Here is a 22,845-nt window from a genome sequence, read left to right on the forward strand (position 1 = left end):
ATTAAGCTGTTTGTTTGGCACTCTTTCTTGGTACGGATGCCCGGCTAATGTTTTGCAATATAGTCCGTCTACGAAGCCTGCTAATGCTGCTTTGCATGAAGGCAACAAAAAAGCACTTCTTTGAATTAAAGCAGCGGCTCTCACTAAGAGAATCCTGATCCATCCTTTCAATTCCAAGTCTAACTCTTTGTGTTGAATCAATTCGTCTAAAAATCACCCCGATTTAGCATAAATTATTTTTCAACTTGCCTTATATATTGATATATTGTAATATTACGATATAGCGATATATAAAGCAAAGGGGGAATTTCAGTATGGATAATGATTTCGAACAATTTAATGAGGCTTCTGACATTCTAAAGGCCTTAGCTCATCCGGTTCGATTATGTATCGTTAAAGGCCTTCTGAAAAAAGGGGCTTGCAACGTTGGATTTATGAAGGAATGTTTAGATCTTCCGCAATCCACAGTATCTCAGCATTTACAAAAACTTCGGAGCTTCGGCATTGTCAAAACTGAACGTAATGGACTCGAAGTCAACTACACCATTGCTGATGTCAGAGTGAAACAATTAATTCAAGTTTTCTTCGGGAAGGATGATCAATCATGAGTAAAAAGGTTCTAATTATCGGAGGAGTTGCTGGAGGAGCTTCAGCCGCCGCACGCCTGCGCCGTTTGGATGAGGAAGCACATATTGTGATGTTTGAGCGCGATGAACATATTTCTTTTGCCAACTGCGGGTTACCCTACTATATCGGCGGTTCAATTAAAGACCGTTCCAAACTGATTGTGCAGACACCAGAAGCCATGTACGAGCGTTTTAATCTTGACATTCGTACAAAAAGTGAAGTGACCCGTATCGACCCTGTTTCCAAAACAGTCCGCGTTAACAGCAATGATCGCGGTGTTTACGACGAAAGTTATGATTACCTTATTTTAGCGCCAGGAGCAAAACCTATACGTCCTGCTTTACCCGGCATTGATAGCTCCAAAATCTACACTTTACGTAACATAGCAGACACGGATCGTATAAAGCAACGCGTAAGCGAAGCGAATTCTAAGTCCGCTATTGTTATAGGCGGCGGTTTCATCGGAGTGGAAATGGCGGAAAATCTTAGAGAAATAGGGCTGAATGTTACCCTCGTTCAAGCCGATTCTCAGATTCTGGCGCCTTTCGATATCGAAATGTCCCAGGTGTTGACCCAAGAATTAGAACAACACGGCATCAATCTACTCTTCTCCGAAAGTGCGAAGGCATTTAACGAAATTAATGAAAGCATACAGGTTGAGTTAGCTAGCGGAACAACGTTAGTTACTGATATGGTTATTTTAGCTATCGGGGTTACACCTGACACTTCCTTTTTAAAAGATAGCGGAATAGAACTTACTTCCAGGGGTCATATCATAGTAAATGATAAATTAGAGACTAATGTGGATGGCGTATTTGCAGTCGGTGATGCGATACAAGTCGTTGATTTCATTAATGGGAACAAGACCGCCATACCGTTAGCTGGCCCTGCCAATAAACAAGGACGTATTGCTGCAGATAATGTATGCGGTTTGGGAGTGACTTATAAAGGTTCACAGGGAACATCTATTATTAAAGTGTTCGGCTTGACAGGAGCAACTACTGGAAACAATGAGAAAACTCTTCAGAGGTTGGGGATTCCCTATCAAGTAGCTTATGTTCATCCAAGTTCTCATGCATCATATTATCCAGGTGCTACCCCTCTTACCATTAAGCTGCTTTTTGACACTACAGGTACTGTACTGGGCGCTCAAGCTGTAGGATCTGACGGAGTGGATAAGAGAATTGATGATATAGCAACCGTTATTCACTTCCGTGGAACAGTTAGCGATATGACCGAGCTTGAGCTTTCCTACGCTCCACCCTTTTCGTCTGCAAAAGATCCTGTTAATATGGCCGGCTATACTGCGGAGAATATACTTGCAGGGAGAACTAAAGTGTTTGTATCCCAAGACTTAAAAACCCGTGATTCTCAACATACCATTCTGGTGGATGTTCGCTCTGAGATCGAGCACAACAATGGCCACATTCCCGGTTCTATACTTATTCCTGTGGACGAGCTCCGCTCGCGACTAAGTGAATTGGATCCCAGTAAGGAGATTTGGGTGTATTGCCAAGTTGGTTTAAGAGGTTATACTGCCTCACGAATTTTACAGCAAAAGGGGTATAATGCTCGGAATTTAACAGGTGGCTACAAGACATATAAAATGGCCAATTATACGCCCTCCAGCAATTCAACGCCATCGCCGGTGCCAACACCTGCAGACGTTAGACAAGAAACAGCTGTAATAGTTGAGCAACAAGAAGACGCATTACATGCAGATTTCGAACTGGATGCTTGTGGATTATCCTGCCCCGGTCCACTCATTCAAGTCAAGCAACAGATGGATAAGCTGAAAAACGGCCAAGTGCTGCACGTAACAGCATCCGATCCCGGTTTTTATGAAGATATTCTGGCTTGGGCACAAATGTCAGGCAATCAATTAATTAAAGTAGGTAAGACACATAGGGGAACAACTGAAGCTTTTTTAAGAAAAGGAACCTCTGATACTAATCGTCCGGCTGCAACGGAAGCGACACCTTCCCGCCTGGATGGCAGCTCTATGGTTGTGTTCAGTGGTGATCTCGACAAAGCCATAGCGTCCTTTATTATTGCTAATGGAGCTGCATCAAGCGGAAAAAAAGTGACCATGTTCTTCACCTTCTGGGGATTAAACGTTATCAGAAAGCCGGAGAAAGTCCCTGTATCCAAAAGCTTTGTTGGGCGCATGTTTGGAGCCATGATGCCCCGCGGCAGTCAAAAGTTGACTATATCAAAGATGAACATGCTGGGTCTGGGCACGAAAATGATCCGAAGTGTCATGAAAGATAAAAATATTTCGTCTTTAGAAGAATTAATCCAATCTGCGATTCAACAGGGTGTTGAAGTGGTTGCTTGTTCAATGTCAATGGATGTGATGGGAATAACTGAAGAAGAACTTATAGACGGCGTGAAAATTAGTGGTGTTGGCTACTATCTCGGTCAGGCAGATCAATCTAGTCTTAATCTGTTTATTTAATCTTACTTGCTTAAATTCATGTGTTAAAAATCCAAAATGCCGGAAGCACAACTTCCGGCACAAAACATCCTCGATTAAGATCAAAACAACCGCAAACAAGTGACTTCGACTCTGCTCACATAAAGATACGAAATGTCTTCTTCATTGGTAAAATATGAATGGATCTTCCTTACTTTCTTCCAGCCTTCTTTTAAATTCAAAAAAAGTCCTATACGCTTTACACATCGCTACCCCTCCCAGCGCAGTGCGCCACGAAAACCTGTCCCATGGCCTATTCGGCAAGCTTAAGCCCGGCGAATTACAAGTATTTCAATCCTGGCAGGAAGTCGCTCGTATCGCCCGAAAAATTTCCAAGGAAGGCAAAAACATGTACCGCAGCGTGATCTCTTTCCGCACCGAAACGGCACTGGAATTAGGCCTGACCGATTTTGCCGAGTGGCAGCAATACATTGAGCAGCACATCGCCATTCTCGCTACCCATAACCGAATTAAGACAGAAAATCTGTGCTGGGCTGCTGCATTCCACAACGAGAAAGATCATCCTCATCAGGCGATCATGAAAAATTTCACCCATCCTGAAGTCCCCAACCGTATCCGCAAGCAGCTCATCAAAGACCCCTTCGCCTATAAGATCAAGGAATTTTGCGCTTCTCGGGATCAATTCAAGACAGGCATAACCGAAGTGACCGATCGGATGGTTGAAGAATTTGAAGCCTACCTGAAGCAACTGAATCCGAAAACATTTCGAGCATTCCAGGCACGTTTCAAGAATGAGGATGAAGACTCCCTGCTACGTTTTCCAAAACATCATTTGCCAGAACCCGCTGCGGTGAAGAGGCTAGCCCACAGGCTGTTTGAGCTGCGCAGTCAGATGCCGAAAACCGGAAGACTCGCGTACAAGCTGCTGCCGCCGGAGGTGAAAATAGTTGTAGGTGAGTTGGTGCAGGATCTGCTGCAAGAAAACCGTTATTTGGCTCAAATGGTAGAGGATTATGTAGAGGAGAAATTGAACACATGAAAGATAATAGGGAGAAGCAGATTGTATCGTGATTTTCCATAAAGCGTTCCAAGTACAAGTCCCATAACTATATACGGAAACAATCAACTTTCCCCCTTATACTTTCTTAATATATTTTCACCGTCGTTATCCTCATTATCTGCTCGAAAAATAAAATTCCACTCTTGAAAAAATAAACAGATACTAGCAATTCCATTAAAATTTCATAAACACGGATTGACAGAATTACGCTATCTGTATATCCTGTACTTATAAGTTAAGTACAGTTTATTTTCAAATGGTTGGAGGATAAGCATGGAGATTATCTTAAGCAGTGCGAGTAATAGGCCAATTTATGAACAAATTACATCTCAAATTAAAGAGATGATTATGAAAGGAGAATTGAAACCGGAGGATATTCTTCCTTCCATGCGTAAACTGGCAAAGGATCTGCATGTGAGCGTTATAACGACCCAAAAGGCCTACGAAAATTTGCAACGTGATGGCTTCATTGAGACGATTCCTGCAAAAGGAACCTTTGTCTCCAGTCAGAACAAAGATTTTATTGTTGAGGAGAATCGGCGGAGAATTGAAGAAATGCTTGAAGAAGCAAGTGTTCTTGCTAGAGAAAATGGTATTTCTTTAGACGAAATTATTAAAGTTATAAGGGTAATGTATAAGGAGGATAAAGAATAATGAATGCCATTGAGGTAAAGAACATCTCAAAAACGTATAAGGATTTTAAACTGGGTGAACTGACGCTGGAAATTCCCCAAGGAAGTGTATTTGGCCTGATTGGCGAAAATGGTGCCGGCAAATCCACCTTTATAAAATCGATCTTAGGAATCACGAATTCAGATTATGATGAATTAAAATATTTTGGAAGAGATTTTCAATCGAATGAAAAGAGCATCAAAGAAGAAATCGCAGTTATTTTTGATCAGACACACTATGATTTGGAGTTTACACCGACGATTATAGGAAAGATCATGAGAAAAATGTATAAACGCTGGGACATGCTCAAGTTTAGTGAATATCTTCAACAATTCAATTTACCCGAGCATAAAAAACTCAAAGCTTTCTCACGAGGAATGAAAATGAAATTAGAGTTTGCCATTGCGTTCAGTCACCATACAAAGTTCATCATCCTCGATGAAGCAACAAGCGGACTGGATCCGATATTCAGAGATGAAATTCTGGATATATTGCGAAAGTACAGCGAAGCGGAAGAGCATACCATTCTGATGTCAAGTCATATTACCAGTGATCTGGATAAGATAGCGGATTATATCGGTTTTATTCATCAAGGAAAGCTATTATTTGTTAAAAGCTATGAGGATATTAGGGAGAATTACGGAATTGTAAAATGTGGAAAGAATATGATGGATGCATTGCATGAAGGGGATATTGTATCTTATAGAAAAGAATCTTATGTATACAATATTCTAGTGAATAACAAGCACTCCATACGGGAAAGATTCCAGGATTTAGTGGTTGAAAATGCTTCTTTAGAAGATGTGATGTTATTTATGGTGAAAGGAGACAAAGTACAATGAAGGGGATTATTCTAAAAGATATTTACGAAATGATTCACATCAAAAAAAACAGAAACAATTTGCTTTTCCATTATTTCCTGATACTGTTAAGCTTGATTTTTTTCAAGAATGGATTCGGATTTGTGGTCAGCTCCCTTATACTTATTCTCATGTCAGTTTCGCTTATATTACAAGCCACAGTTGAACTTGATGAAAAGTATAACTTCGATAAAATACAATTGACTTTTCCAGTCACAAAAAAAGAAATTGTTTTATCAAAGTATTTTTTGGGTTTGGCTTTCTGTGCCGTAAACATGATTTTTCTTTTCTTAATCATGTTAGTCTATGCTTTACTTTATCAAACTTTCCCGCTAATACTTGGAATTCAATTCGTACTGTTAAGTATCATTATATCTCTGGCTTTGCTGGCTCTATATCATTATTCTTGTATTACTTTTGGCACCAAAGGTGGATTATTGTTATTTGCGTCTATCATGCTGTCTATAGTTGGTGGATATGTATTAACGAAAATGAACGTAGATTGGCAAGTGGTTTTCGTCAGCGTAATGAGTCTTAATCCAACAATCGTATTATCGACTGGTATGATTTTATCAATTGTATTGCTTCTAATAAGTTATGTAGCTTCAGTTAAAAGCTATATTCGGAAACACTCGTAAAGAATCAAATAAACTCCAATTATTTGGCACCAGCCCCAGTTAAAGATAAATTCATAAAAAGTGTTTAACTCTCCGTCTTTAACGCGGTTCAATTACCAGTTCAGTCCTCCTCATTTCAATACGTGTGGACTTAAGAGTTGACTTTTTGTACTCTCTGTTTGCTCAACCGGATAATCGTATATAATTGTATTACGTTATCCTTGGAGCTGGTCGCTTATCGGCTATCTCAAAAAATGTGGAAGAGCTTGGTGATGGGCGATATAAACCGAATTGTACGAGGAGTGCGTTTATGAAAACGAAGAAAATTTTATATATTGAAGATAATCAGGACATTGGCCAATGGGTTAAGGGTGAGTTGGAACAGCGAGGCTATGAGGTTCGCTGGTTGCAGTCTGGCGAAGACGTAGAACGAATAATCTATGGGTGTGATGTGGTAATCCTTGACATCATGCTACCGGGGCTCGACGGCTTCACAATTGGCCAGCGTTTGAAAAAAATAATACCCTCAGTGCCGATTTTATTGCTGTCTGCTCGGGCGGCAGTCGATGACAAACTGCTGGGGCTTCAGTTTGCTGATGATTATGTCACCAAACCATTTCACCTCGATGAACTAGCAGCGCGAGTAGAGGTTCTGCTTCGCCGCAATGGATTGGAAATCTCAGATCAAATAAAGCTCGGACAACATGTCATTGTAGACCTGTCTCGACATACAGTGACAGACGAGCGCACCGAGGAAGAAATTATACTGACAGGAAAAGAGTATCAAATTCTAATGTATTTCCTGCGCAATCCAAACCAGCTTCTTACAAAAGAACAGATTTTTGAAGCCGTTTGGGGCCAAACATATATTGATGGAGATAAAACACTTTCGGTTCATATTCGCCACCTCAGCGTAAAACTGGAACAGGATCCTAATGCGCCCGAGATTGTCCAGACAGTACGGGGTATCGGCTACAGGGTAAAACAATGAAACAGAGAATATTCTTCAGGCAATACATGCTGGTTCATTTTTTAATCCTCGTTCTGCTTCCGCTCATGATCCTTGTCATGGTTTTCGGGGTATATCCATCCCCTGATCCAAAGAATATTGATACATTAAATCAATATCGAGATATAGTAATCCTTATCGTACTCATCATTGTCGTATTTATTTTCATTTCAGGGGTATTCTTCCACCGTCTTCGTCAACGGCTCATCCGCCTACAAAAGGCCATGTCTCTCTCCACAGAAGGTGTTAATCTCCCACATCCAGTTCCTACCCGAACCGCAGGGATGGATGAAATAGCTCAGTTGGAGGCTTCATTCAATCAAATGGTTAGGCAGCTTGAAGAGAGCCGTTTGCGCGAAAAGGAAGAAGGGGTACTCAGACAACAATTGATTGCGGATTTATCACATGACCTGCGGACACCCTTAACTGCCCTGCGTGGACACGCCTCAAAACTGCGCAAAGAAGCCCTTGGCCGGGAAGGTTTTGATTCACTGGAAGCAATTGACCATACTATCACACATGTTGGTAAATTAATGGACGATCTTTTAGCGTACACACTGCTTACATCAGGTAAATATCCGTACCACCCTGCCCGCACGAATATGGTCCGATTTGTAAGGTCATCTATTGCGTCCTGGTATCCAGCATTCGAGGATGCCGGTTTCCATATTCACGTAGACATGCCTAAAGAAGCAACCTTTTCGTGGGAGATAGACCCGCAATGGATGACCCGTGTGTTGGACAATTTATTTCAAAATGTCCTTCGTCATGCTGGAGATGGACGATATATCGCTATTGCCGTGGACGCCACACTGGATAGGTTAATGATTAAAGACCATGGCCCCGGGATGGATCAATCCTCCGCAAACCGCGGTGCCGGTATCGGACTGGGAATTTCAATGTATATGCTAAGCGAAATGAAGCTGCAGGCACGCTTTGTATCAGATACGGACGGAACAAGCGTGTGGATAGAAAAATTAGACCAAACTTAGACAAAGCCATCCCAGATTTTAGACTGAACCAGATATGATGAGAAGCATAACAAAACAAGAAAGGGTGTTATGCTTGCTCACTATCAATCAATTAACAAAAAGCCGTGGTTCTCTCAACATCCTGAATAGCATCAGTTTTCAAGCCAAATCTGGTCGAGTGACCGGGTTTTTGGGACCAAACGGTGCGGGAAAAAGCTCTACCCTTCGCATCCTGCTTGGACTTGATCGAGCTACATCAGGAACTGCGTTAATCAACGGAGTGCCTTATGCTAAGCTCCTCGTTCCTCTCGCAACTGTTGGGGCTGTATTCGAGGGTTCAGGCGCTCATCGGTCGCGAACAGGACGGGCTCACCTGAACTGGGTGGCTCAATCTGCTGGACTCTCTCGCTTCAGGGTGGACGAGGTATTAGAAATTGTAGGCCTTACAAGCGCCGCTTCAAAACGGGTGGGGTCCTATTCTCTCGGTATGGGGCGCCGACTTGCGCTTGCAGCCGCACTGCTTGGAGATCCGGAGATTCTAATTCTGGACGAACCTACCAATGGCCTTGATCCAGAAGGGATCCGTTGGCTCAGGAAATTTCTTCGTGAACGTGCGGCGTCAGGCCGAACTGTGCTGCTTTCGAGCCATCTTATGGGAGAGACTGCCGAGACAGTAGATGACGTTATCATTATCAATAAAGGGCAGATTGTTGCCGACGGCACCCTTACGGAGGTCGTTGGCTCTCACAGAACATTGGAAGATTCGTTTTTCAATCTCACTACCGGAAATGGAAGGGACATGCGATGAAGACATTTTCCGCAGAACTTTCCAAACTCATCTCCCTGCCAACCATCTGGGTCGCTTTGGCAGTCGGCATACTTGTCTCACCCGTAGTTGCCGCAATTAACTCCTTTTCAGCGCTCTCCTCAATTTCGCGAGGAATTGAGACTGCGGTCGAGGCTGACATTGGCTATCAGGAGTTGGCGTTTGGCGTCATGGGTGCGATTATTCTTGGCGTGGTCGCGATCAGCAGCGAGTATTTCACTGAGAGTGAAGAATCCGCCGGAGGACGCCAAATCACTACCAGCTTAACTGCAGTCCCAAGTCGCCTTCGTTTTCTGTTGTCGAAAGCGACCGTCGTTGCAAGTGCTAGCGCCCTTCTCGCCATAGTCACTACCGCTGCCACAATGACTGTGATTCAAATAATTCTTGGCGAACATGCGCCTGCACTGGGAATTCCTGCTATTCCTCGACTGATCGGCGTTGTATGCTATTGGATACTCACCGCACTATTGGCATTTGGAGTCACCGTCCTAACACGAAACGGTGTCATCCCGCTCGCGATTTTGATTATGAATACCTCCGTTGTTACCGTGACCTACCTACTGACAAAAATCACACCTTTAGCGAACTATCTGCCGGATATGGCCGGAATTCGCATGTTTGTTAAAATCAAAGATACAGGTGTTGGAATCGACCCACTTTGGGCTGGCGTGATTATGACTGCTTGGGTAGCAGCATTTCTCACTGCTGCGGTCATTGCGTTTTGCCGGAGGGACGTATGAGTGCGCCGAGTATCCGGCCACGTAGCCGGGAATTCACCCGAGTATTATCTGCTGAACTATCGAAACTATGGTCATTGCCTTTCACATGGCTTACCCTTGCTGGTACATTCATTGTCAATATCATTTTGTCTATCGCCTTCACCAGCGCAGAACTGCAGGGCTTAACGGGCACACAAAGTATACTTGATATCGGGTTGGCCTCTGTTAGCTACGCCCAGGGCGGGTTTATGATTTTCGGTATACTGGCTGCTTGTTCTGAATACACCGGTGGGCAGATCCGCACGACCCTGACTGCAATGCCTCGTCGAGGTATCCAGCTTGTCGCGGCGCTTTTGGCTTTAACAATCGTGCTTATTCCCACCGCGATAATTGTTTCATCTGCTGGGCTTCTGCTGACCGCAAGCCTTATTGGTAGTACCGCCGCACCTGTCGCTCTGGGTAATCTTGTGCCGGTCATGATCGGAGTGTCCACCTACCTCACCCTGACTGCACTGATCAGCGCGGCAGTCGGAATCATTCTGCGCCGTTCGCTGCCTTCGGTTGCTGCCGTACTCGGTTATTACTTCATCGCTGGCCCGCTCCTGCGAGATCAGACTGTTTTGGCGAAGTATCTTCCCGACACCGCAGGACTTGTTATGTGGTTTCCCCAGCCCGATGACATGAGTGTGCTCACGCCTATACAAGGCGCTATCTTTTTATCCGCTTGGCTCTTTGCTGCAATTATAATCGCTGCGACTGTATACCGTAAACGAGATATGTGATTTAGGACTATTCCGTTGTTGAAGGGTAAGAATAAGAATAATCCCGAAGCTGTCGAAAAATCTTGCAAGGGAGTAGCAGGTAACTGGACATCATCTGCAGAGTGTAATTCACTACCTGGAGTTCAGCGATGATTTGGTCACTAACGCCGTAGTATCTTGTGGTGTTCACGCTTCCGTTGCTCCACAACAAACTGTCACCGTTGTAGTTGTAGCGGACCGTAATATTCCCCAGACAATGAGTCCCAAAGTATCAATGGCCGACCGGCCGCGAGAGAACCGTCACCGTCTCACGCCGCGAGTTACGCTGGCTGTTGGACGGGTTGTCGCTAGTGCAACGTAAAATGCATTCGGAATAAATCATAAAATCATAAATATCCTTATTATTCGGGCTGCCGTATATAATATAAAGTGGAACGAAAAATAAAGGACAGGTGAATTAAGGATTACACTTCTGCCCCGGAAGCAGCGAAAAAGTGGGGAATTTCAGAACGGCACGTACAAAAACTTTGCGAGTAAAACCGCACCTGATATGGTTTAGCCATATGTGGCTGATACCCAAAAATGCAGAAAAGTCGATAGACGGTAGAAAAAAAGCGAACGCTAATGAAGAGAGGATTAAGAAAGGAAAATAATTGTGATAAAGATATTTATAATAGAGGACGATTCGGTAATTGCCGAAAAAATCAAGCAGCATTTAGAGAATTGGGGATATGAGGCAGCTATCGTTCAGGATTTTCGGAAAGTGCTTCCTGAATTTATCGCCTTTGACCCGCAACTAATACTTATGGACGTTTCGCTTCCTTGCTTTAGTGGATATTACTGGTGCGGGGAAATACGGAAAATGTCAAAGGTCCCTATCATCTTTGTATCTTCTGCATCGGATAATATGAATATTGTCCGGGCTGTCGATATGGGCGGTGATGATTATATTACAAAGCCCTTTGACTTTCAGGTGCTTATGGCAAAGGTACAGGCCATGCTACGCCGAACTTATGATTTTGGGGACAGCGGCAGCCTGATGGAACACAACGGACTAATCTTCAATCTGAGCAATACAACCATAACCTATGATGGGCAAAAACAGGAGTTAACAAAGAATGAAGCCCGGATTCTTCAAAAACTTATGGAGAATAGAGGGAAAATTGTAAAACGGGACAAATTGATGATGAGCCTATGGGAAACGGAAAATTTCGTAGATGACAGCGCCTTGTATACGAATATAAACCGGTTGAGAAAAAAGCTGGAACAGCTTGGGCTTGCGGATTATATTTCTACCAAAAAAGGTGAAGGGTATCTAATTGAGGGTTGAACAATGAAGATATTTGTTTCTTATTTATACGACAACAAAAAAAGTATACTGCTTTGGATTATTTTTGGAGCATTGAACTTCTTTCTGGGTTTCCTCTATCGAATTCCTACGGAAAGGACATGGCTTTGGGTGGCTTTATGCTGCATTTTCGGGGGAATTGCGGGCGGTTATGATTTTTTCAAATACCACAGCCGACATACGGAAATGGCTCTTTTCCAAAAGCAAATTCATTTAGACGTGGAGAAGCTGCCACGCCCGGAGAGTCTGCTGGAAAGGGATTATTATAATCTTCTGAAACAAATGAGTTTTAATCTAAAGGAAATGGAGAATTCCGCCCAGCAGAACGAACAGAATGTCCTTGACTACTATACCCTATGGGTTCATCAGATTAAGATTCCCATCGCGGCACTCCGTTTAATTCTTCAAGATGAAGAATGTGAAGCAGCCGAAGAAATGAACGTACAGTTATTTAAGATTGAACAATATGTAGAACTGGTACTGCAATATCTGCGATTGGAGAGCCCATCCACAGATTACCGTTTTCAAGAAACGGAGTTGAACGAAATTATTTGTGAGGCGGTGAAAAAATATGCCCCGCTGTTCATCAGGAAGCGGCTGCCCCTGTACTATGAAACTGTTCATTGCCGGGTTCTCACCGATTCCAAATGGTTGGGCTTTGTACTGGAACAGGTTTTATCCAACGCCCTGAAATATACGAAGGAAGGCTCCATCTCAATTTATTTAGAAAACAGTAAAACACTGGTAGTTGAAGACACGGGAATTGGAATCAACCCGGAGGATTTGCCGAGAGTCGGTGAAAGAAGTTTTACGGGGTACATGGGGCGACAGGACAGGAATGCCACTGGCCTGGGACTTTACCTCTGCAAAACAATATTATCCAAGCTGGGGCATAGTCTTTCGATTGAATCGGAACCCGGCAAGGGAACCAAAGTGATCATTGGACTTAACAGCGTTCCCTTAGAAGCTGAATAGCAGTCTAACAAAATTGTTAGAAACAGGAGAGAAATGTCAGACCAATCGGTGGAACGACATTTCTCTCTTTTGCTATGCTGTAACCGTAATTCATATTGGCTACAAGAAAGGAGAATGTTTTTATGATAAAACAGAAAACAAAATGGATTGGGGCGATGCTTTCGCTTATGGTGATTTTGGGTTTGCTGTCTGGTTGCGCTGTCGCCTCTTCAGATACAGAGGAGTATAGTCCTATGCAAAAATTCGTGTACGGGATGGGTAATTTTTTCTCCGGGGCTGCGGGGGAGAATGCACTTACCAGTGACCGAAGAATAAAAGGCGACCGTGAGTTTGGAAAAGATAATTATGTGGGAACTTATCAGGCAGAATACAACAACTTTTCTGGCTCGGAGCTTTTGTTTGGCGGGGCTGCTCTGGAAAGAGAGGAAGGAAATAGCCTTCAAGTTACTTACAGCCTGAAAATAGAGAGTGGGACGGCAAAAGTGTCCTGGCACTCCGGGGATGAGGAACCTACTCTGTTACTTCAAAAAACCGGTGAATACTCCGACACCATAGAACTAAAAGGAGGATGGGAATCGCTCCGTGTGGAAGGAGACAAATTCAAAGGAGAGGTAAAAATTCAAGTTGATTGAGTTGAACCAAAGGGTTAAGAAGAGAACAAAGGAGAGCGCTATATGACTATTTTAGAAGTGTATAACTTAAAAAAGATTTATACGACACGTTTTGGAGGAAATCTGGTACAGGCATTGTCCAATGTATCTTTTTCTGTTGAGCAAGGAGAATACGTGGCAATCATGGGGGAATCTGGTTCTGGGAAAAGTACGTTGCTTAATATCCTTGCTGCTTTGGATAAACCTACAGGTGGTGATGTGCTGCTAAACGGTAAAAACATAGTCTCTATTCCTGAAAGTGAAATTTCCGCTTTTCGCCGTAAAAACCTTGGCTTTGTTTTTCAGGATTTTAATTTGTTAGATACCTTTTCACTCCAAGACAATATTTTGCTTCCGCTGGTAATGTCGGGTGGAAAACCCGCAGAAATGAAAAGCCGGTTGCTACCAATTACTCAAAAACTCGGTATTCAAAACCTACTGAACAAGTACCCATACGAAGTATCAGGAGGTCAGAAACAAAGGGCGGCAGTTGCGAGAGCATTGATTAATAACCCGCAGTTAATTATGGCGGATGAGCCAACAGGGGCTTTGGATTCTAAGACGGCAGACAGTCTCTTGGAGCTTTTTGGGGCTATCAATGCGGAAGGACAAACAATTTTAATGGTAACGCACAGCATTAAAGCCGCCAGCCATGCTAACCGCGTCCTCTTTATCAAGGACGGCTGTGTGTTCCATGAGCTTCACAGAGGAAATCTACATTCGGAAGCCATGTTCCAAAAAATATCTGATACACTGTCTGTTATTGCGACAGGAGGTATATCCTATGAGCAATAGATTTTATCTAAAAATGGCAGCCGACAATATCAGAAAAAACGGCAAGGTGTATCTGCCCTTTCTCATTTCCTGTATTTGTTCCGTAATGGTATCTTATATCATGCTTGCCCTTTCTATGAGCCGTGGACTCGGGCAGATTCCCGGCGGAAACAATATGCAACTGATTTTGACTTTGGGAAATGTAGTAATAAGTATATTCTTTGCTATATTTCTCTTTTATACGAATAGCTTTCTGATGAAACGGAGAAAAAAAGAGTTCGGTGTTTACAATATTCTGGGTATGGATAAAAAACACATTCAGAAACTAATCATGTACGAAACCATGTATATTGCCTCCATCAGTATTGTTGTTGGTTTGCTCACGGGTATCATATTAAACAAGGTTTGTGTACTCGTTATTCGCCGTATGATGGACGCAACCGTTTCCCTTGGGTTTGAGCTGTCTCCTGCTTCCATGATTGGGTCGTCACTCCTCTTTGCAACGTTCTTTTTACTGCTCTTAGGATACAATACCTATCAGGTACACCTGGCAAACCCCATAGAGCTTTTGAGGGGAGGTAATGTAGGCGAAAAAGAGCCGAAAACAAAATGGATCATGGCTGTCTTGGGTAGTGGATTTTTAGGTGCCGGTTACTATCTTGCTCTTACCATACAGTCGCCCATGACAGGGATGCCACTGGTTTTCCTGGCTGTTTTGCTGGTTATTGCGGGTACTTACCTCCTGTTTACCGCAGGGAGTATTGTCGCTTTGAAATTACTTCGGAAAAACAGCACGTACTACTATCAGATCAAGCACTTTATTCCTGTTTCAGGGATGATTTACCGCATGAAAAAGAACGCTGTGGGCCTTGCAAACATCTGTGTTATGTCCGTCGGTGTCATACTCCTGCTTTCCATAGCAGTTTCTTTGTATGTAACATCAGATGAGTCCATTCATGCTCAATATCCGAGTAATGTCATAGCCGAGATAAAGTTAAGCGGAGATATTCCGGAGGCGGAGAAGCAAGTGAAATCTGAATTACAGCAGGCGGCAGAAAGAACCGCCGCTGAAACTCAGGTTGAAATAGACAGTATATCCTCATATACCTCTCTGTCTTTTCCGGCCGTATTAGTCCAAGGGGGCTTTGACGTACCAGAGGATATATATTCTAATCAAACTACAAAAATATCTTCCCTGTATTTTATCGACCAGAACAATTACAACAGCCTGTTCGGGGGAAATGTGAGCCTGAACGCAAATGAGGTATATCTTCACGGAACTGGAAAGGAATACGAAGGAACAAGTTTATCTCTCATGGGCGAGCAATATCAAGCCACAGTGATGAAAGATATGAAAGGGTTTGTAACAGGCCAATCCACTGTTTCAACCATTGTGGACATCTATTATATCATAGTGAATGATGTTGAGATGCTACAAAAAATCGAACAGCAGCAGAGAGCCATTATTGGTAAATCAGCCGGTGCTATCCACGTGTCTGCACGGATTGATTTGGATAAGGAGACAGGAAATGAGCAAGAAAGGAACTTTGGAAATATCTTATCTGGCAAATTAGAAGCTGCGGGTATAGATGTTTCCGTGGTAGACACAAGAGTATCTGCCGGCGAGAAATTCCGCGCCCTGCGAAGCGGTGTCCTTTTCGTTGGAATGAATTTGGGTATTCTGCTTCTTATGGCGACCGTACTGATTATCTACTATAAGCAAATTTCGGAAGCATACGATGATAAAGACCGCTATTCCATCATGCGTAAGGTAGGGTTGAGCCTAAAAGAAATTAAAGGGGTTATTCGTTCTCAAATCTTGACAGTATTTTTTCTGCCGTTGATAGCCACGGGGGTTCATGCCGCATTTACTTTCCCTCTAATGAAGAAATTGATGGTCGTAGTTATGCTGGACAGTACGCAATGGTTCCTGTATTGCATGGCTGCTTCTTATACGGTGTTTGCCATCGTATACGTGCTTATTTACATGGTTACGGCACGAGCATACTACAAAATTGTTAGTTAATGTTACAACGGAAACAATGATAGGAGATACGTTGAAATGGAAATAACCTCAGGAAATATAGTAATATAAGCGTCAAATAGCCTTCTCCTATCGGCGGGAGCGAGCATTGAGTATGCAATTTATATCTTGATCATCCGACAATCGGCTGGAAGCGAATCAGACCAGGGCAAGAACGGTTCGAGCGCTTCGTCATCGAGCGGACTGGGGAGCTGCGGGAGCTGCTCGAAAAGGTTGCAGTTAGTTGAACGGAATGAGTCCGTTTCCCTCCGCAGTCTCGATCAAACTATAGATCGTCGCGCTGGCTTTGGCACCGCGTGGTGTGTTGGCGAACAACCAGTTCTTGCGTCCGATCACAAACGGCTTGATCGACCGCTCGCTGCGGTTGTTGTCCAACTCAAGTCGGCCGTCTTCCAGAAACGCCGTCAGCTTCTCCCACTGATTCAAGCTAAAGGTGATCGCCTCACCCGCCTTGCTCTTGGGTGTCGTCCGGAATCGTTGTTGCTTGAGCCACTTCCCGTAAGCCTCTACCACCGGCTGGCTGTGGGCTTGACGTGCTGCTTTGCGCTCTTCGGCGTAGCTTCGGTCCAGCCGCGCTCAAGAGCGCAAACAGTTTATTGCAAAAGGCCCGTTCCTGCACCGCCACCGACTCCGGGTTGCTCAAGGTTTTCCGGCGGTGCAGCGCGCAGCGCCTCGTCGAATTTCCGCCTTGCATGTGCCCAGCAACCGACGAGCTTCACCTTTGCACGCGTTCCTTCAACTGACGTTCCAGCTCTCTGACTTTGTCTGGGGTGGCTATGGGCTCACTCTGAAACGACCGGTACTTCCTAACCATTGGTGCAGGGTTTTGGCGGGGATGTCCAGTTCCAGGGCGAGTTCCGCCACCGTCTTGGTCTGCTCCTGAATATACTTTACGGTCTGTTTTTTATATTCTTCATTGTAGCTCCTCCGTGTTCCACTCATGTGGGCACCCCCTCGTTAATCTTATTATCCCTATTCTCTTAACGGGTGTCCACGATTAACACTATCAACATATCAACCATTCCGATCCAGTTACTACCTGATATTTAATGAATTAAGAAAAGAATTTCCCAATATTACGCAGCGCACACTCACTCGCCAGCTGCGTGAGCTCGAAAACGATGGGCTGATTAACCGACAGGTGTATTCTGAAATTCCACCCAAGGTAGAGTATTCTTTGTCAGAGACCGGGAAGAGCCTTCATTCCATACTTTATCAGATGGAAAATTGGGGCTTGAACCATATCGCAAATGATCCAAAAGAATCATAGGCCGTAGCAAGTTTGTCTCGGTGCGCATCTTGCCCATACAATAACACGAAAGTTTATAAATGATTTGTGTTAGGCACACTCACTCGCCAGCTGCGTGAGCTCGAAAACGATGGGCTGATTAACCGACAGGTGTATTCTGAAATTCCACCCAAGGTAGAGTATTCTTTGTCAGAGACCGGGAAGAGCCTTCATTCCATACTTTATCAGATGGAAAATTGGGGCTTGAACCATATCGCAAATGATCCAAAAGAATCATAGGCCGTAGCAAGTTTGTCTCGGTGCGCATCTTGCCCATACAATAACACGAAAGTTTATAAATGATTTGTGTTAGCGTTAGAAATAATGGGTGATAAATGATCACTTGGTAAGCGTCCTAAGAGAAATGGAGAAATAAAAAGCCTGATAACAAAATTTCACAGAAAATGCTCATCTAACATTTATATTAACTCGAAAAAGATGGTAACGGCCTCAGGTCCCATATATAAGGACTGAGGCCGTTTAAATACTACTTAACATCGAATGAATCAGATCGCTCTGATAATCACCCATTCATGAGGGAACAGATTCAGCTAAGGCACCCAATTTCAACAGTACTTTAAAGTGCCAATCAAAAATCCAGATCTTTGCCGTTAGTAGCAATAACCTTTTTATACCATTCAAATGATTTCTTTTTGGTTCGTCTAAATAAACCTTGACCAAGGTCATCCCGATCAACATAGATAAACCCATATCTTTTTTTCATCTCACCTGTACTTGCACTTACAATATCAATAGGTCCCCAAACTGTATAACCCAGTAGATCTACGCCGTCGTATTCTACCGCATCCCTCATCGCGCGAATATGCTCGCTTAAGTAGGATATTCGATAGTCATCTTCAACATAACCATTCTCGTCAGGAATATCCACTGCACCTAGGCCATTTTCCACAATAAACAATGGCTTTTGATAGCGATCATAGATGTTGTTCAGCGTAATTCGTAGTCCAAGCGGATCGATCTGCCAGCCCCAATCACTAGCTTTCAGATATGGGTTAGGCAAGCTTGGAAACAGATTTCCTCCAATCGTGTCTGTTAATTCAGGATCTGCACTTACGACGCTTGATGAATAATACGAGAAACCGATAAAATCTACAGTATGCTGTTTCAATAACTCACTGTCGCCTTCTTCGAACGGAAGGGCAATATTTTTGCGTTCCAGGTCTTTGAGGGTATAAGCCGGGTACTCGCCTCTTACTTGAACATCAATGAAGAAATAACTCTGGTTCTCTACCTGCTTGGCTCTCCAGATATCTTTCGGATCACATGTTCTCGGATATGGAGCGTTGGCTGCCAGCATACACCCCACTTTATTCTCTGGATCTACTTCATGCGCAATCTTGGTCGCCAGAGCACTGGCCACCAGTTCATGATGACTTGCTGCATATTTCACAGCTTCTGCATCCTCATTTTCCTCAATAAATAGTCCAGCTGCCAAAAATGGAGCTTCCAGAACCATATTAATCTCATTGAAGGTAATCCAGTATTTAACCAAACCTTTATAACGATTAAAAATGACTGTGCATAATCTTTCGTAAAAAGAGACTAGCTTTCTATTTCTCCAAGAACCATACTCTTTAACCAGGTGCATGGGAACATCAAAGTGCGTAATCGTTACGAGAGGCTCTATGTCAAACTTGCGGCATTCCTTAAACAACTCCTCGTAGAATTGAAGTCCCGCTTCATTCGGTTCAGTTTCATCACCTTTAGGGAAAATTCTGCTCCATGCAATCGATAACCGATAGACCTTGAAGCCCATTTCGGCAAACAGTGCAATATCTTCTTTAAAGTGATGGTACATATCAATGCCTTCTTTAGCCGGATAATAGTAGTTTTGGTCATAATCAAACATTTTTAGTTTCCCCATCAGAACGCGCTCCCGATCTTCGCCTGTAGGGCTCAAATCCACGTTTGCAAGTCCTCTGCCATCCACATTATAAGCACCTTCAGACTGATTGGCCGAGGTAGCACCGCCCCATAAAAAACCTTCTTTAAAACCCATATAAATCGTCTCCTTCAAACACGCGTAATTGTAAATCGGCTCTTAGAGCAGGCCTGTCAGCAGAACTTCACCTGCATTCACCTTGGATTCTTTTGTCTCGATAATTTCCAGGTAACTATCCGTATTCGTAACAATCATTGGTGTCTCAACCGAAAAACCTGCTTTTTCGATTTCTTCAATGTTGAAAGTAACCAGTCTCTGACCTTTTTGAACTGTATCACCTTCCTGTACAAACGCTTCAAAATGTTTTCCTTTTAATCGTACAGTGTTAAACCCAATATGAATCAGTACTTCCATTCCCTCATCGGATACCAGTCCAACAGCATGCTTCGTAGGAAAGAGTGTGACAACCTTGCCGTCAAATGGGGCAACCAGTTCACCTGTTGAAGGACGAATTCCAATCCCTCTGCCTAAAACTTCTTGTGAGAATGCTTCATCTTTTACTTCTTTAATAGAAATAACCTCACCGCTCATCGGACTGGACATGACATGTCTTTTGTTCAGTTCGGATTTTGGAGTCTCGACTTCCGCTGTTTCATCTTTGAACATTACAAATGTTAGAATAAATGAAACGATCATGGCAAAAACAACCCCAATAATGGCAATTATAATGTTGGCTGTTCCAGGATCATTAGGATCAATCATTGTAAAAAATTCAAACATTCCTAATCCTCCGAAAGTAAACTCCCTCAAGTTGTATAGCCCGTAAAATCCTCCTGCAACCCCGGAAACAATACAGCTCATGATAAAGAGTTTTTTTCGCGGAAGCGTAATTCCGTAAACTACCGGCTCGGTTATGCCAAATAGTGCTGAAATAGCCGCAGGTATCCCTAATGCTTTCAAATTTTTATCCTTGGTTTTGATGATAATTGCAAGCACAATGGCCATTTGGGAAAAAGAGGTCGCAAAGACAGAGGCCATAATGGTGTCATAACCTAGCGTCGTAATATTGTTTATATAAAGAGGAATTAGTCCCCAGTGGAGTCCGAAAACAAGAATGACTTGCCATAGAAACCCTAACAGAAAACCTGCAAGTAATGGACTTGCGTCCCGTGCAACAAGTATTCCTTGCGCAATCAATTCAGAGGCATAGCTTGCTACAGGGCCTATTATTAAAAATCCCAGAGATAAAGATACCAATACCGTAACCATCGGTACCATAAAAAACTTGACTACATCCGGAACAATTTTATCAAGCACACGTTGTACTTTAGAAGCAAAGTAGACAACGATGATGACTGGAAGCACGGTGGACGTATAGTTCATGCTGATTAGCGGTATACCAAACAGATCCAGATATACAGGGGAGCTTAACGCTGTACCACTGAACAAGGTATAAAGTGGCTCTTTGGAGCCAGCCAAAGCATCCAACTGGATTGCAGGATAACATATGGCTAAGCCAATCAATATGCCAATGAAGGGCTGAACTTTAAATTTATTGGCGGAAGTATAGCCCAAAAATACAGGAAGAAACATAAATAAAGCGTCTCCCATAGCATTGATGAGCGTATAAGTTCCACTATCTAAAGAGTATACGCCTAAAACGTTTAACAACGTATTGAGGCCTTTAAGCATTCCGGCCGCTAATAAAATGCCAAGAATTGGCTGAAACAAACCTGATATGATATCAATGAGGGTATCTAGCGGCTTTTTCTTTTTGACTACCGTCTCTACCAAAGGATCCGATTGACCATGATTAATTTTAGTGAACAGTGTAACCTCGGAATACACCTCTGAGACATGATTACCAATAACGACTTGATACTGACCACCGGAGCGTATGACAGTAACTACACCCTCTATTTTTTTCAAAACTTCATCATTTGGCAGTGAGTCATCTTTCAGATGAAATCTTAATCGCGTAACGCAATGTGTCAGATCACTAATGTTTTCTGATCCCCCTACATGGTTCACGATCTCTTCAGCTAACTTTTGATATTTACCCATTGTTTTTTCTCCTCCATAACTATTATATAAATAGATCCTGAAGGGTCTGGCCAACTAAATGTCACCATCCTGTGTTGCGTGTAACATCTCACCCCCTTAAAGGAATTTTTTCATGAATTAGTTTTGTAAACTACTCTTTGGATATGGACTGTCAGATACAGTTTCTCTTCATTTGTAAGATTGTAATTATAATTAGCTTCGATATACTTTTCTATTTTTTCAACGCATAAGAAAGCGTTCTTATACTTTGACTTAATTACATCCAGCAGATCCTGATCACTTTCATTTCCATGCATGTTCCCGCTAACTAATCTTTGGGCAAAAAATTTCAGATGTGAAATAAAGCGATAAAAGTAAACTGATTTTTCATCGAAATTAATCTGAAAATAAAGCCTTATAATATTGCTTATTTCTTGAATAATTTTAGTTACACGGTAGATATCTTGGCTCTCTTCTCTATCTTCAGCATTCACTATATGCAGAGCAAGGAACCCAGCCTCATCGTCAGGGAATTGAATATCTAGATCTTGACTGATAAATTGTAGAGCCTTAACACCAACCTCATATTCTTCAGGGTAAAAGCGCTTGATATCCCAAAGTAGAGCATTTTTCAAAATAACGCCATCCCGAAACCGATTCACGGCTGTAAATATATGATCACTTAAAGAGATGTACATACTATCATTCAATTTTTTTCCTAAAGTTAACTTTGCGTAATTTATTATTTGGTCGCTTACATTAAAATATTCAATCGGAATCTCTGTTAAAAGATCCTGAAGTTTAATAAATGATTCCTTAGTTGACAATGAGTAAATCTTTTCTACGACTTGCTCATCAATCAAATCCCCATTTTTTTTTTGATATGCTATTCCTTTGCCCATCACAATAACTTCTTGGTCGAATTTATCCCGTATTACTGCCACGTTATTGTTAAGAATTTTACGTATAATCATGTTCTGCCCTCCTTTATACAAATAAAGACCCGCCCGCACATAATGAAATTAACGTTCCGAAGAAACGTTAATCAAAATGTGCAAGCAGGTCTAGCTTGTAATTAAACAATCACTATCCTTAACTCGCACTTTAATTATATCTATCATTAGTTAATTATTCAATATTTTTTATTGAGTGAATATTTCCATACGGTTGATACACTCATCATTATTTCCGATATTCCCTTTATTAATCATCCAGTATCTGACCGGCCGGAACCAACAAATGTTTTCACTTAGGCAAAGTG

Annotated in this window: 20 protein-coding genes and 3 pseudogenes; 18 read left to right on the forward strand and 5 right to left on the reverse strand. The window is 42.7% G+C overall.

Annotated elements, in window-relative coordinates; genetic code table 11:
- Positions 1 to 314: 314 nt before the first annotated feature.
- From QW71_RS02915 to QW71_RS02990, 16 genes are all read left to right on the forward strand, one after another.
- A complete protein-coding gene (locus QW71_RS02915; protein ID WP_039293027.1) occupies positions 315 to 608 on the forward strand; it encodes a helix-turn-helix transcriptional regulator in 294 nt (97 codons plus the stop codon).
- Positions 605 to 3,085, forward strand: coding sequence for an FAD-dependent oxidoreductase (locus tag QW71_RS02920; protein ID WP_039293030.1), 2,481 nt, complete (start codon positions 605 to 607; stop codon positions 3,083 to 3,085). The genes QW71_RS02915 and QW71_RS02920 overlap by 4 nt, the downstream gene beginning before the upstream one ends.
- A 154-nt stretch (positions 3,086 to 3,239) precedes the next feature.
- Positions 3,240 to 4,103, forward strand: coding sequence for a MobP3 family relaxase (gene mobP3, locus QW71_RS02925; protein WP_306766019.1), 864 nt, complete (start codon positions 3,240 to 3,242; stop codon positions 4,101 to 4,103).
- A gap of 294 nt (positions 4,104 to 4,397) precedes the next feature.
- On the forward strand, positions 4,398 to 4,778 hold the full coding sequence (locus QW71_RS02930) for a GntR family transcriptional regulator (protein WP_039293031.1): 381 nt from the start codon (positions 4,398 to 4,400) through the stop codon (positions 4,776 to 4,778).
- Entirely contained in the window at positions 4,778 to 5,638 is an 861-nt protein-coding gene (locus QW71_RS02935) for an ABC transporter ATP-binding protein (protein ID WP_039293035.1), read from the forward strand. The genes QW71_RS02930 and QW71_RS02935 overlap by 1 nt, the downstream gene beginning before the upstream one ends.
- Positions 5,635 to 6,294 (forward strand): ABC-2 transporter permease, encoded by a 660-nt coding sequence (locus QW71_RS02940; RefSeq protein ID WP_039293037.1) that lies wholly within the window; start codon positions 5,635 to 5,637, stop codon positions 6,292 to 6,294. The genes QW71_RS02935 and QW71_RS02940 overlap by 4 nt, the downstream gene beginning before the upstream one ends.
- A gap of 289 nt (positions 6,295 to 6,583) precedes the next feature.
- Positions 6,584 to 7,264, forward strand: a complete 681-nt coding sequence (locus QW71_RS02945) for a response regulator transcription factor (RefSeq protein ID WP_039293039.1) — start codon at positions 6,584 to 6,586, stop codon at positions 7,262 to 7,264.
- Complete coding sequence (locus QW71_RS02950; RefSeq protein ID WP_039293041.1) at positions 7,261 to 8,274, forward strand: HAMP domain-containing sensor histidine kinase; 1,014 nt, start codon at positions 7,261 to 7,263, stop codon at positions 8,272 to 8,274. Before QW71_RS02945 ends, QW71_RS02950 begins: the two co-directional genes overlap by 4 nt.
- Before the next feature lie 73 nt (positions 8,275 to 8,347).
- Positions 8,348 to 9,061, forward strand: coding sequence for an ABC transporter ATP-binding protein (locus QW71_RS02955; RefSeq protein WP_039293044.1), 714 nt, complete (start codon positions 8,348 to 8,350; stop codon positions 9,059 to 9,061).
- The gene (locus QW71_RS02960) at positions 9,058 to 9,819 is read left to right on the forward strand and encodes an ABC transporter permease (RefSeq protein ID WP_039293047.1); all 762 of its coding nucleotides are present in this window, start codon (positions 9,058 to 9,060) and stop codon (positions 9,817 to 9,819) included. The genes QW71_RS02955 and QW71_RS02960 overlap by 4 nt, the downstream gene beginning before the upstream one ends.
- Positions 9,816 to 10,580: an ABC transporter permease gene (locus QW71_RS02965; RefSeq protein ID WP_039293049.1), complete on the forward strand. Its 765-nt coding sequence runs from the start codon at positions 9,816 to 9,818 to the stop codon at positions 10,578 to 10,580. Before QW71_RS02960 ends, QW71_RS02965 begins: the two co-directional genes overlap by 4 nt.
- Positions 10,581 to 11,214: 634 nt before the next feature.
- Entirely contained in the window at positions 11,215 to 11,889 is a 675-nt protein-coding gene (locus QW71_RS02970; protein ID WP_039293051.1) for a response regulator transcription factor, read from the forward strand.
- 3 nt (positions 11,890 to 11,892) lie between these two features.
- The gene (locus tag QW71_RS02975; RefSeq protein WP_039293056.1) at positions 11,893 to 12,882 is read left to right on the forward strand and encodes a sensor histidine kinase; all 990 of its coding nucleotides are present in this window, start codon (positions 11,893 to 11,895) and stop codon (positions 12,880 to 12,882) included.
- A 122-nt stretch (positions 12,883 to 13,004) separates the two neighbouring features.
- Positions 13,005 to 13,514 (forward strand): hypothetical protein, encoded by a 510-nt coding sequence (locus QW71_RS02980; RefSeq protein WP_052769855.1) that lies wholly within the window; start codon positions 13,005 to 13,007, stop codon positions 13,512 to 13,514.
- Between the two features lie 42 nt (positions 13,515 to 13,556).
- Positions 13,557 to 14,327: an ABC transporter ATP-binding protein gene (locus tag QW71_RS02985; RefSeq protein ID WP_039293058.1), complete on the forward strand. Its 771-nt coding sequence runs from the start codon at positions 13,557 to 13,559 to the stop codon at positions 14,325 to 14,327.
- Complete coding sequence (locus QW71_RS02990) at positions 14,317 to 16,332, forward strand: ABC transporter permease (protein ID WP_039293060.1); 2,016 nt, start codon at positions 14,317 to 14,319, stop codon at positions 16,330 to 16,332. The genes QW71_RS02985 and QW71_RS02990 overlap by 11 nt, the downstream gene beginning before the upstream one ends.
- 119 nt (positions 16,333 to 16,451) lie before the next feature.
- Here QW71_RS02990 and QW71_RS41145 read toward each other — a convergent pair.
- Both QW71_RS41145 and QW71_RS38730 read right to left on the reverse strand, forming a co-directional pair.
- A pseudogene (locus tag QW71_RS41145) lies at positions 16,452 to 17,069 on the reverse strand (transposase); the annotation flags it as partial.
- Between the two features lie 55 nt (positions 17,070 to 17,124).
- Positions 17,125 to 17,292: a transposase gene (locus QW71_RS38730; protein ID WP_083442384.1), complete on the reverse strand. Its 168-nt coding sequence runs from the start codon at positions 17,290 to 17,292 to the stop codon at positions 17,125 to 17,127.
- A gap of 103 nt (positions 17,293 to 17,395) precedes the next feature.
- On the opposite strand from QW71_RS38730, the pseudogene QW71_RS38735 reads away from it, so the two are divergent.
- Both QW71_RS38735 and QW71_RS38740 read left to right on the forward strand, forming a co-directional pair.
- Positions 17,396 to 17,620: pseudogene (locus tag QW71_RS38735) on the forward strand (winged helix-turn-helix transcriptional regulator); the annotation flags it as partial.
- Positions 17,621 to 17,698: 78 nt separating this feature from the next.
- Positions 17,699 to 17,878: pseudogene (locus QW71_RS38740) on the forward strand (winged helix-turn-helix transcriptional regulator); the annotation flags it as partial.
- Between the two features lie 349 nt (positions 17,879 to 18,227).
- Here the strand turns inward: QW71_RS38740 and QW71_RS03005 are convergent.
- The 3 genes from QW71_RS03005 to licT all read right to left on the reverse strand — a co-directional run bounded on the left by QW71_RS03005 (position 18,228) and on the right by licT (position 22,558).
- A complete protein-coding gene (locus tag QW71_RS03005; RefSeq protein WP_039293062.1) occupies positions 18,228 to 19,658 on the reverse strand; it encodes a 6-phospho-beta-glucosidase in 1,431 nt (476 codons plus the stop codon).
- 42 nt (positions 19,659 to 19,700) lie between these two features.
- A complete protein-coding gene (locus QW71_RS03010; RefSeq protein WP_039293065.1) occupies positions 19,701 to 21,605 on the reverse strand; it encodes a beta-glucoside-specific PTS transporter subunit IIABC in 1,905 nt (634 codons plus the stop codon).
- Positions 21,606 to 21,715: 110 nt separating this feature from the next.
- Positions 21,716 to 22,558 carry a BglG family transcription antiterminator LicT gene (gene licT, locus QW71_RS03015; protein ID WP_039293068.1) on the reverse strand — a complete coding sequence of 281 codons (843 nt, stop codon included), beginning with the start codon at positions 22,556 to 22,558 and terminating at the stop codon, positions 21,716 to 21,718.
- Between the last annotated feature and the right edge of the window lie 287 nt (positions 22,559 to 22,845).

This window comes from Paenibacillus sp. IHB B 3415, assembly GCF_000802655.2.
Taxonomy (GTDB): Bacteria; Bacillota; Bacilli; order Paenibacillales; family Paenibacillaceae; genus Paenibacillus_AQ; species Paenibacillus_AQ phytohabitans.

Coding starts and splice junctions, on each gene's coding strand:
- QW71_RS02915 (WP_039293027.1), top strand. CDS start 315: ATGGATAATGATTTCGAACAATTTAATGAGGCTTCTGACATTCTAAAG.
- QW71_RS02920 (WP_039293030.1), top strand. CDS start 605: ATGAGTAAAAAGGTTCTAATTATCGGAGGAGTTGCTGGAGGAGCTTCA.
- mobP3 (WP_306766019.1), top strand. CDS start 3,240: ATGAATGGATCTTCCTTACTTTCTTCCAGCCTTCTTTTAAATTCAAAA.
- QW71_RS02930 (WP_039293031.1), top strand. CDS start 4,398: ATGGAGATTATCTTAAGCAGTGCGAGTAATAGGCCAATTTATGAACAA.
- QW71_RS02935 (WP_039293035.1), top strand. CDS start 4,778: ATGAATGCCATTGAGGTAAAGAACATCTCAAAAACGTATAAGGATTTT.
- QW71_RS02940 (WP_039293037.1), top strand. CDS start 5,635: ATGAAGGGGATTATTCTAAAAGATATTTACGAAATGATTCACATCAAA.
- QW71_RS02945 (WP_039293039.1), top strand. CDS start 6,584: ATGAAAACGAAGAAAATTTTATATATTGAAGATAATCAGGACATTGGC.
- QW71_RS02950 (WP_039293041.1), top strand. CDS start 7,261: ATGAAACAGAGAATATTCTTCAGGCAATACATGCTGGTTCATTTTTTA.
- QW71_RS02960 (WP_039293047.1), top strand. CDS start 9,058: ATGAAGACATTTTCCGCAGAACTTTCCAAACTCATCTCCCTGCCAACC.
- QW71_RS02965 (WP_039293049.1), top strand. CDS start 9,816: ATGAGTGCGCCGAGTATCCGGCCACGTAGCCGGGAATTCACCCGAGTA.
- QW71_RS02975 (WP_039293056.1), top strand. CDS start 11,893: ATGAAGATATTTGTTTCTTATTTATACGACAACAAAAAAAGTATACTG.
- QW71_RS02980 (WP_052769855.1), top strand. CDS start 13,005: ATGATAAAACAGAAAACAAAATGGATTGGGGCGATGCTTTCGCTTATG.
- QW71_RS02985 (WP_039293058.1), top strand. CDS start 13,557: ATGACTATTTTAGAAGTGTATAACTTAAAAAAGATTTATACGACACGT.
- QW71_RS02990 (WP_039293060.1), top strand. CDS start 14,317: ATGAGCAATAGATTTTATCTAAAAATGGCAGCCGACAATATCAGAAAA.
- QW71_RS38730 (WP_083442384.1), bottom strand. CDS start 17,292: ATGAGTGGAACACGGAGGAGCTACAATGAAGAATATAAAAAACAGACC.
- QW71_RS03005 (WP_039293062.1), bottom strand. CDS start 19,658: ATGGGTTTTAAAGAAGGTTTTTTATGGGGCGGTGCTACCTCGGCCAAT.
- QW71_RS03010 (WP_039293065.1), bottom strand. CDS start 21,605: ATGGGTAAATATCAAAAGTTAGCTGAAGAGATCGTGAACCATGTAGGG.
- licT (WP_039293068.1), bottom strand. CDS start 22,558: ATGATTATACGTAAAATTCTTAACAATAACGTGGCAGTAATACGGGAT.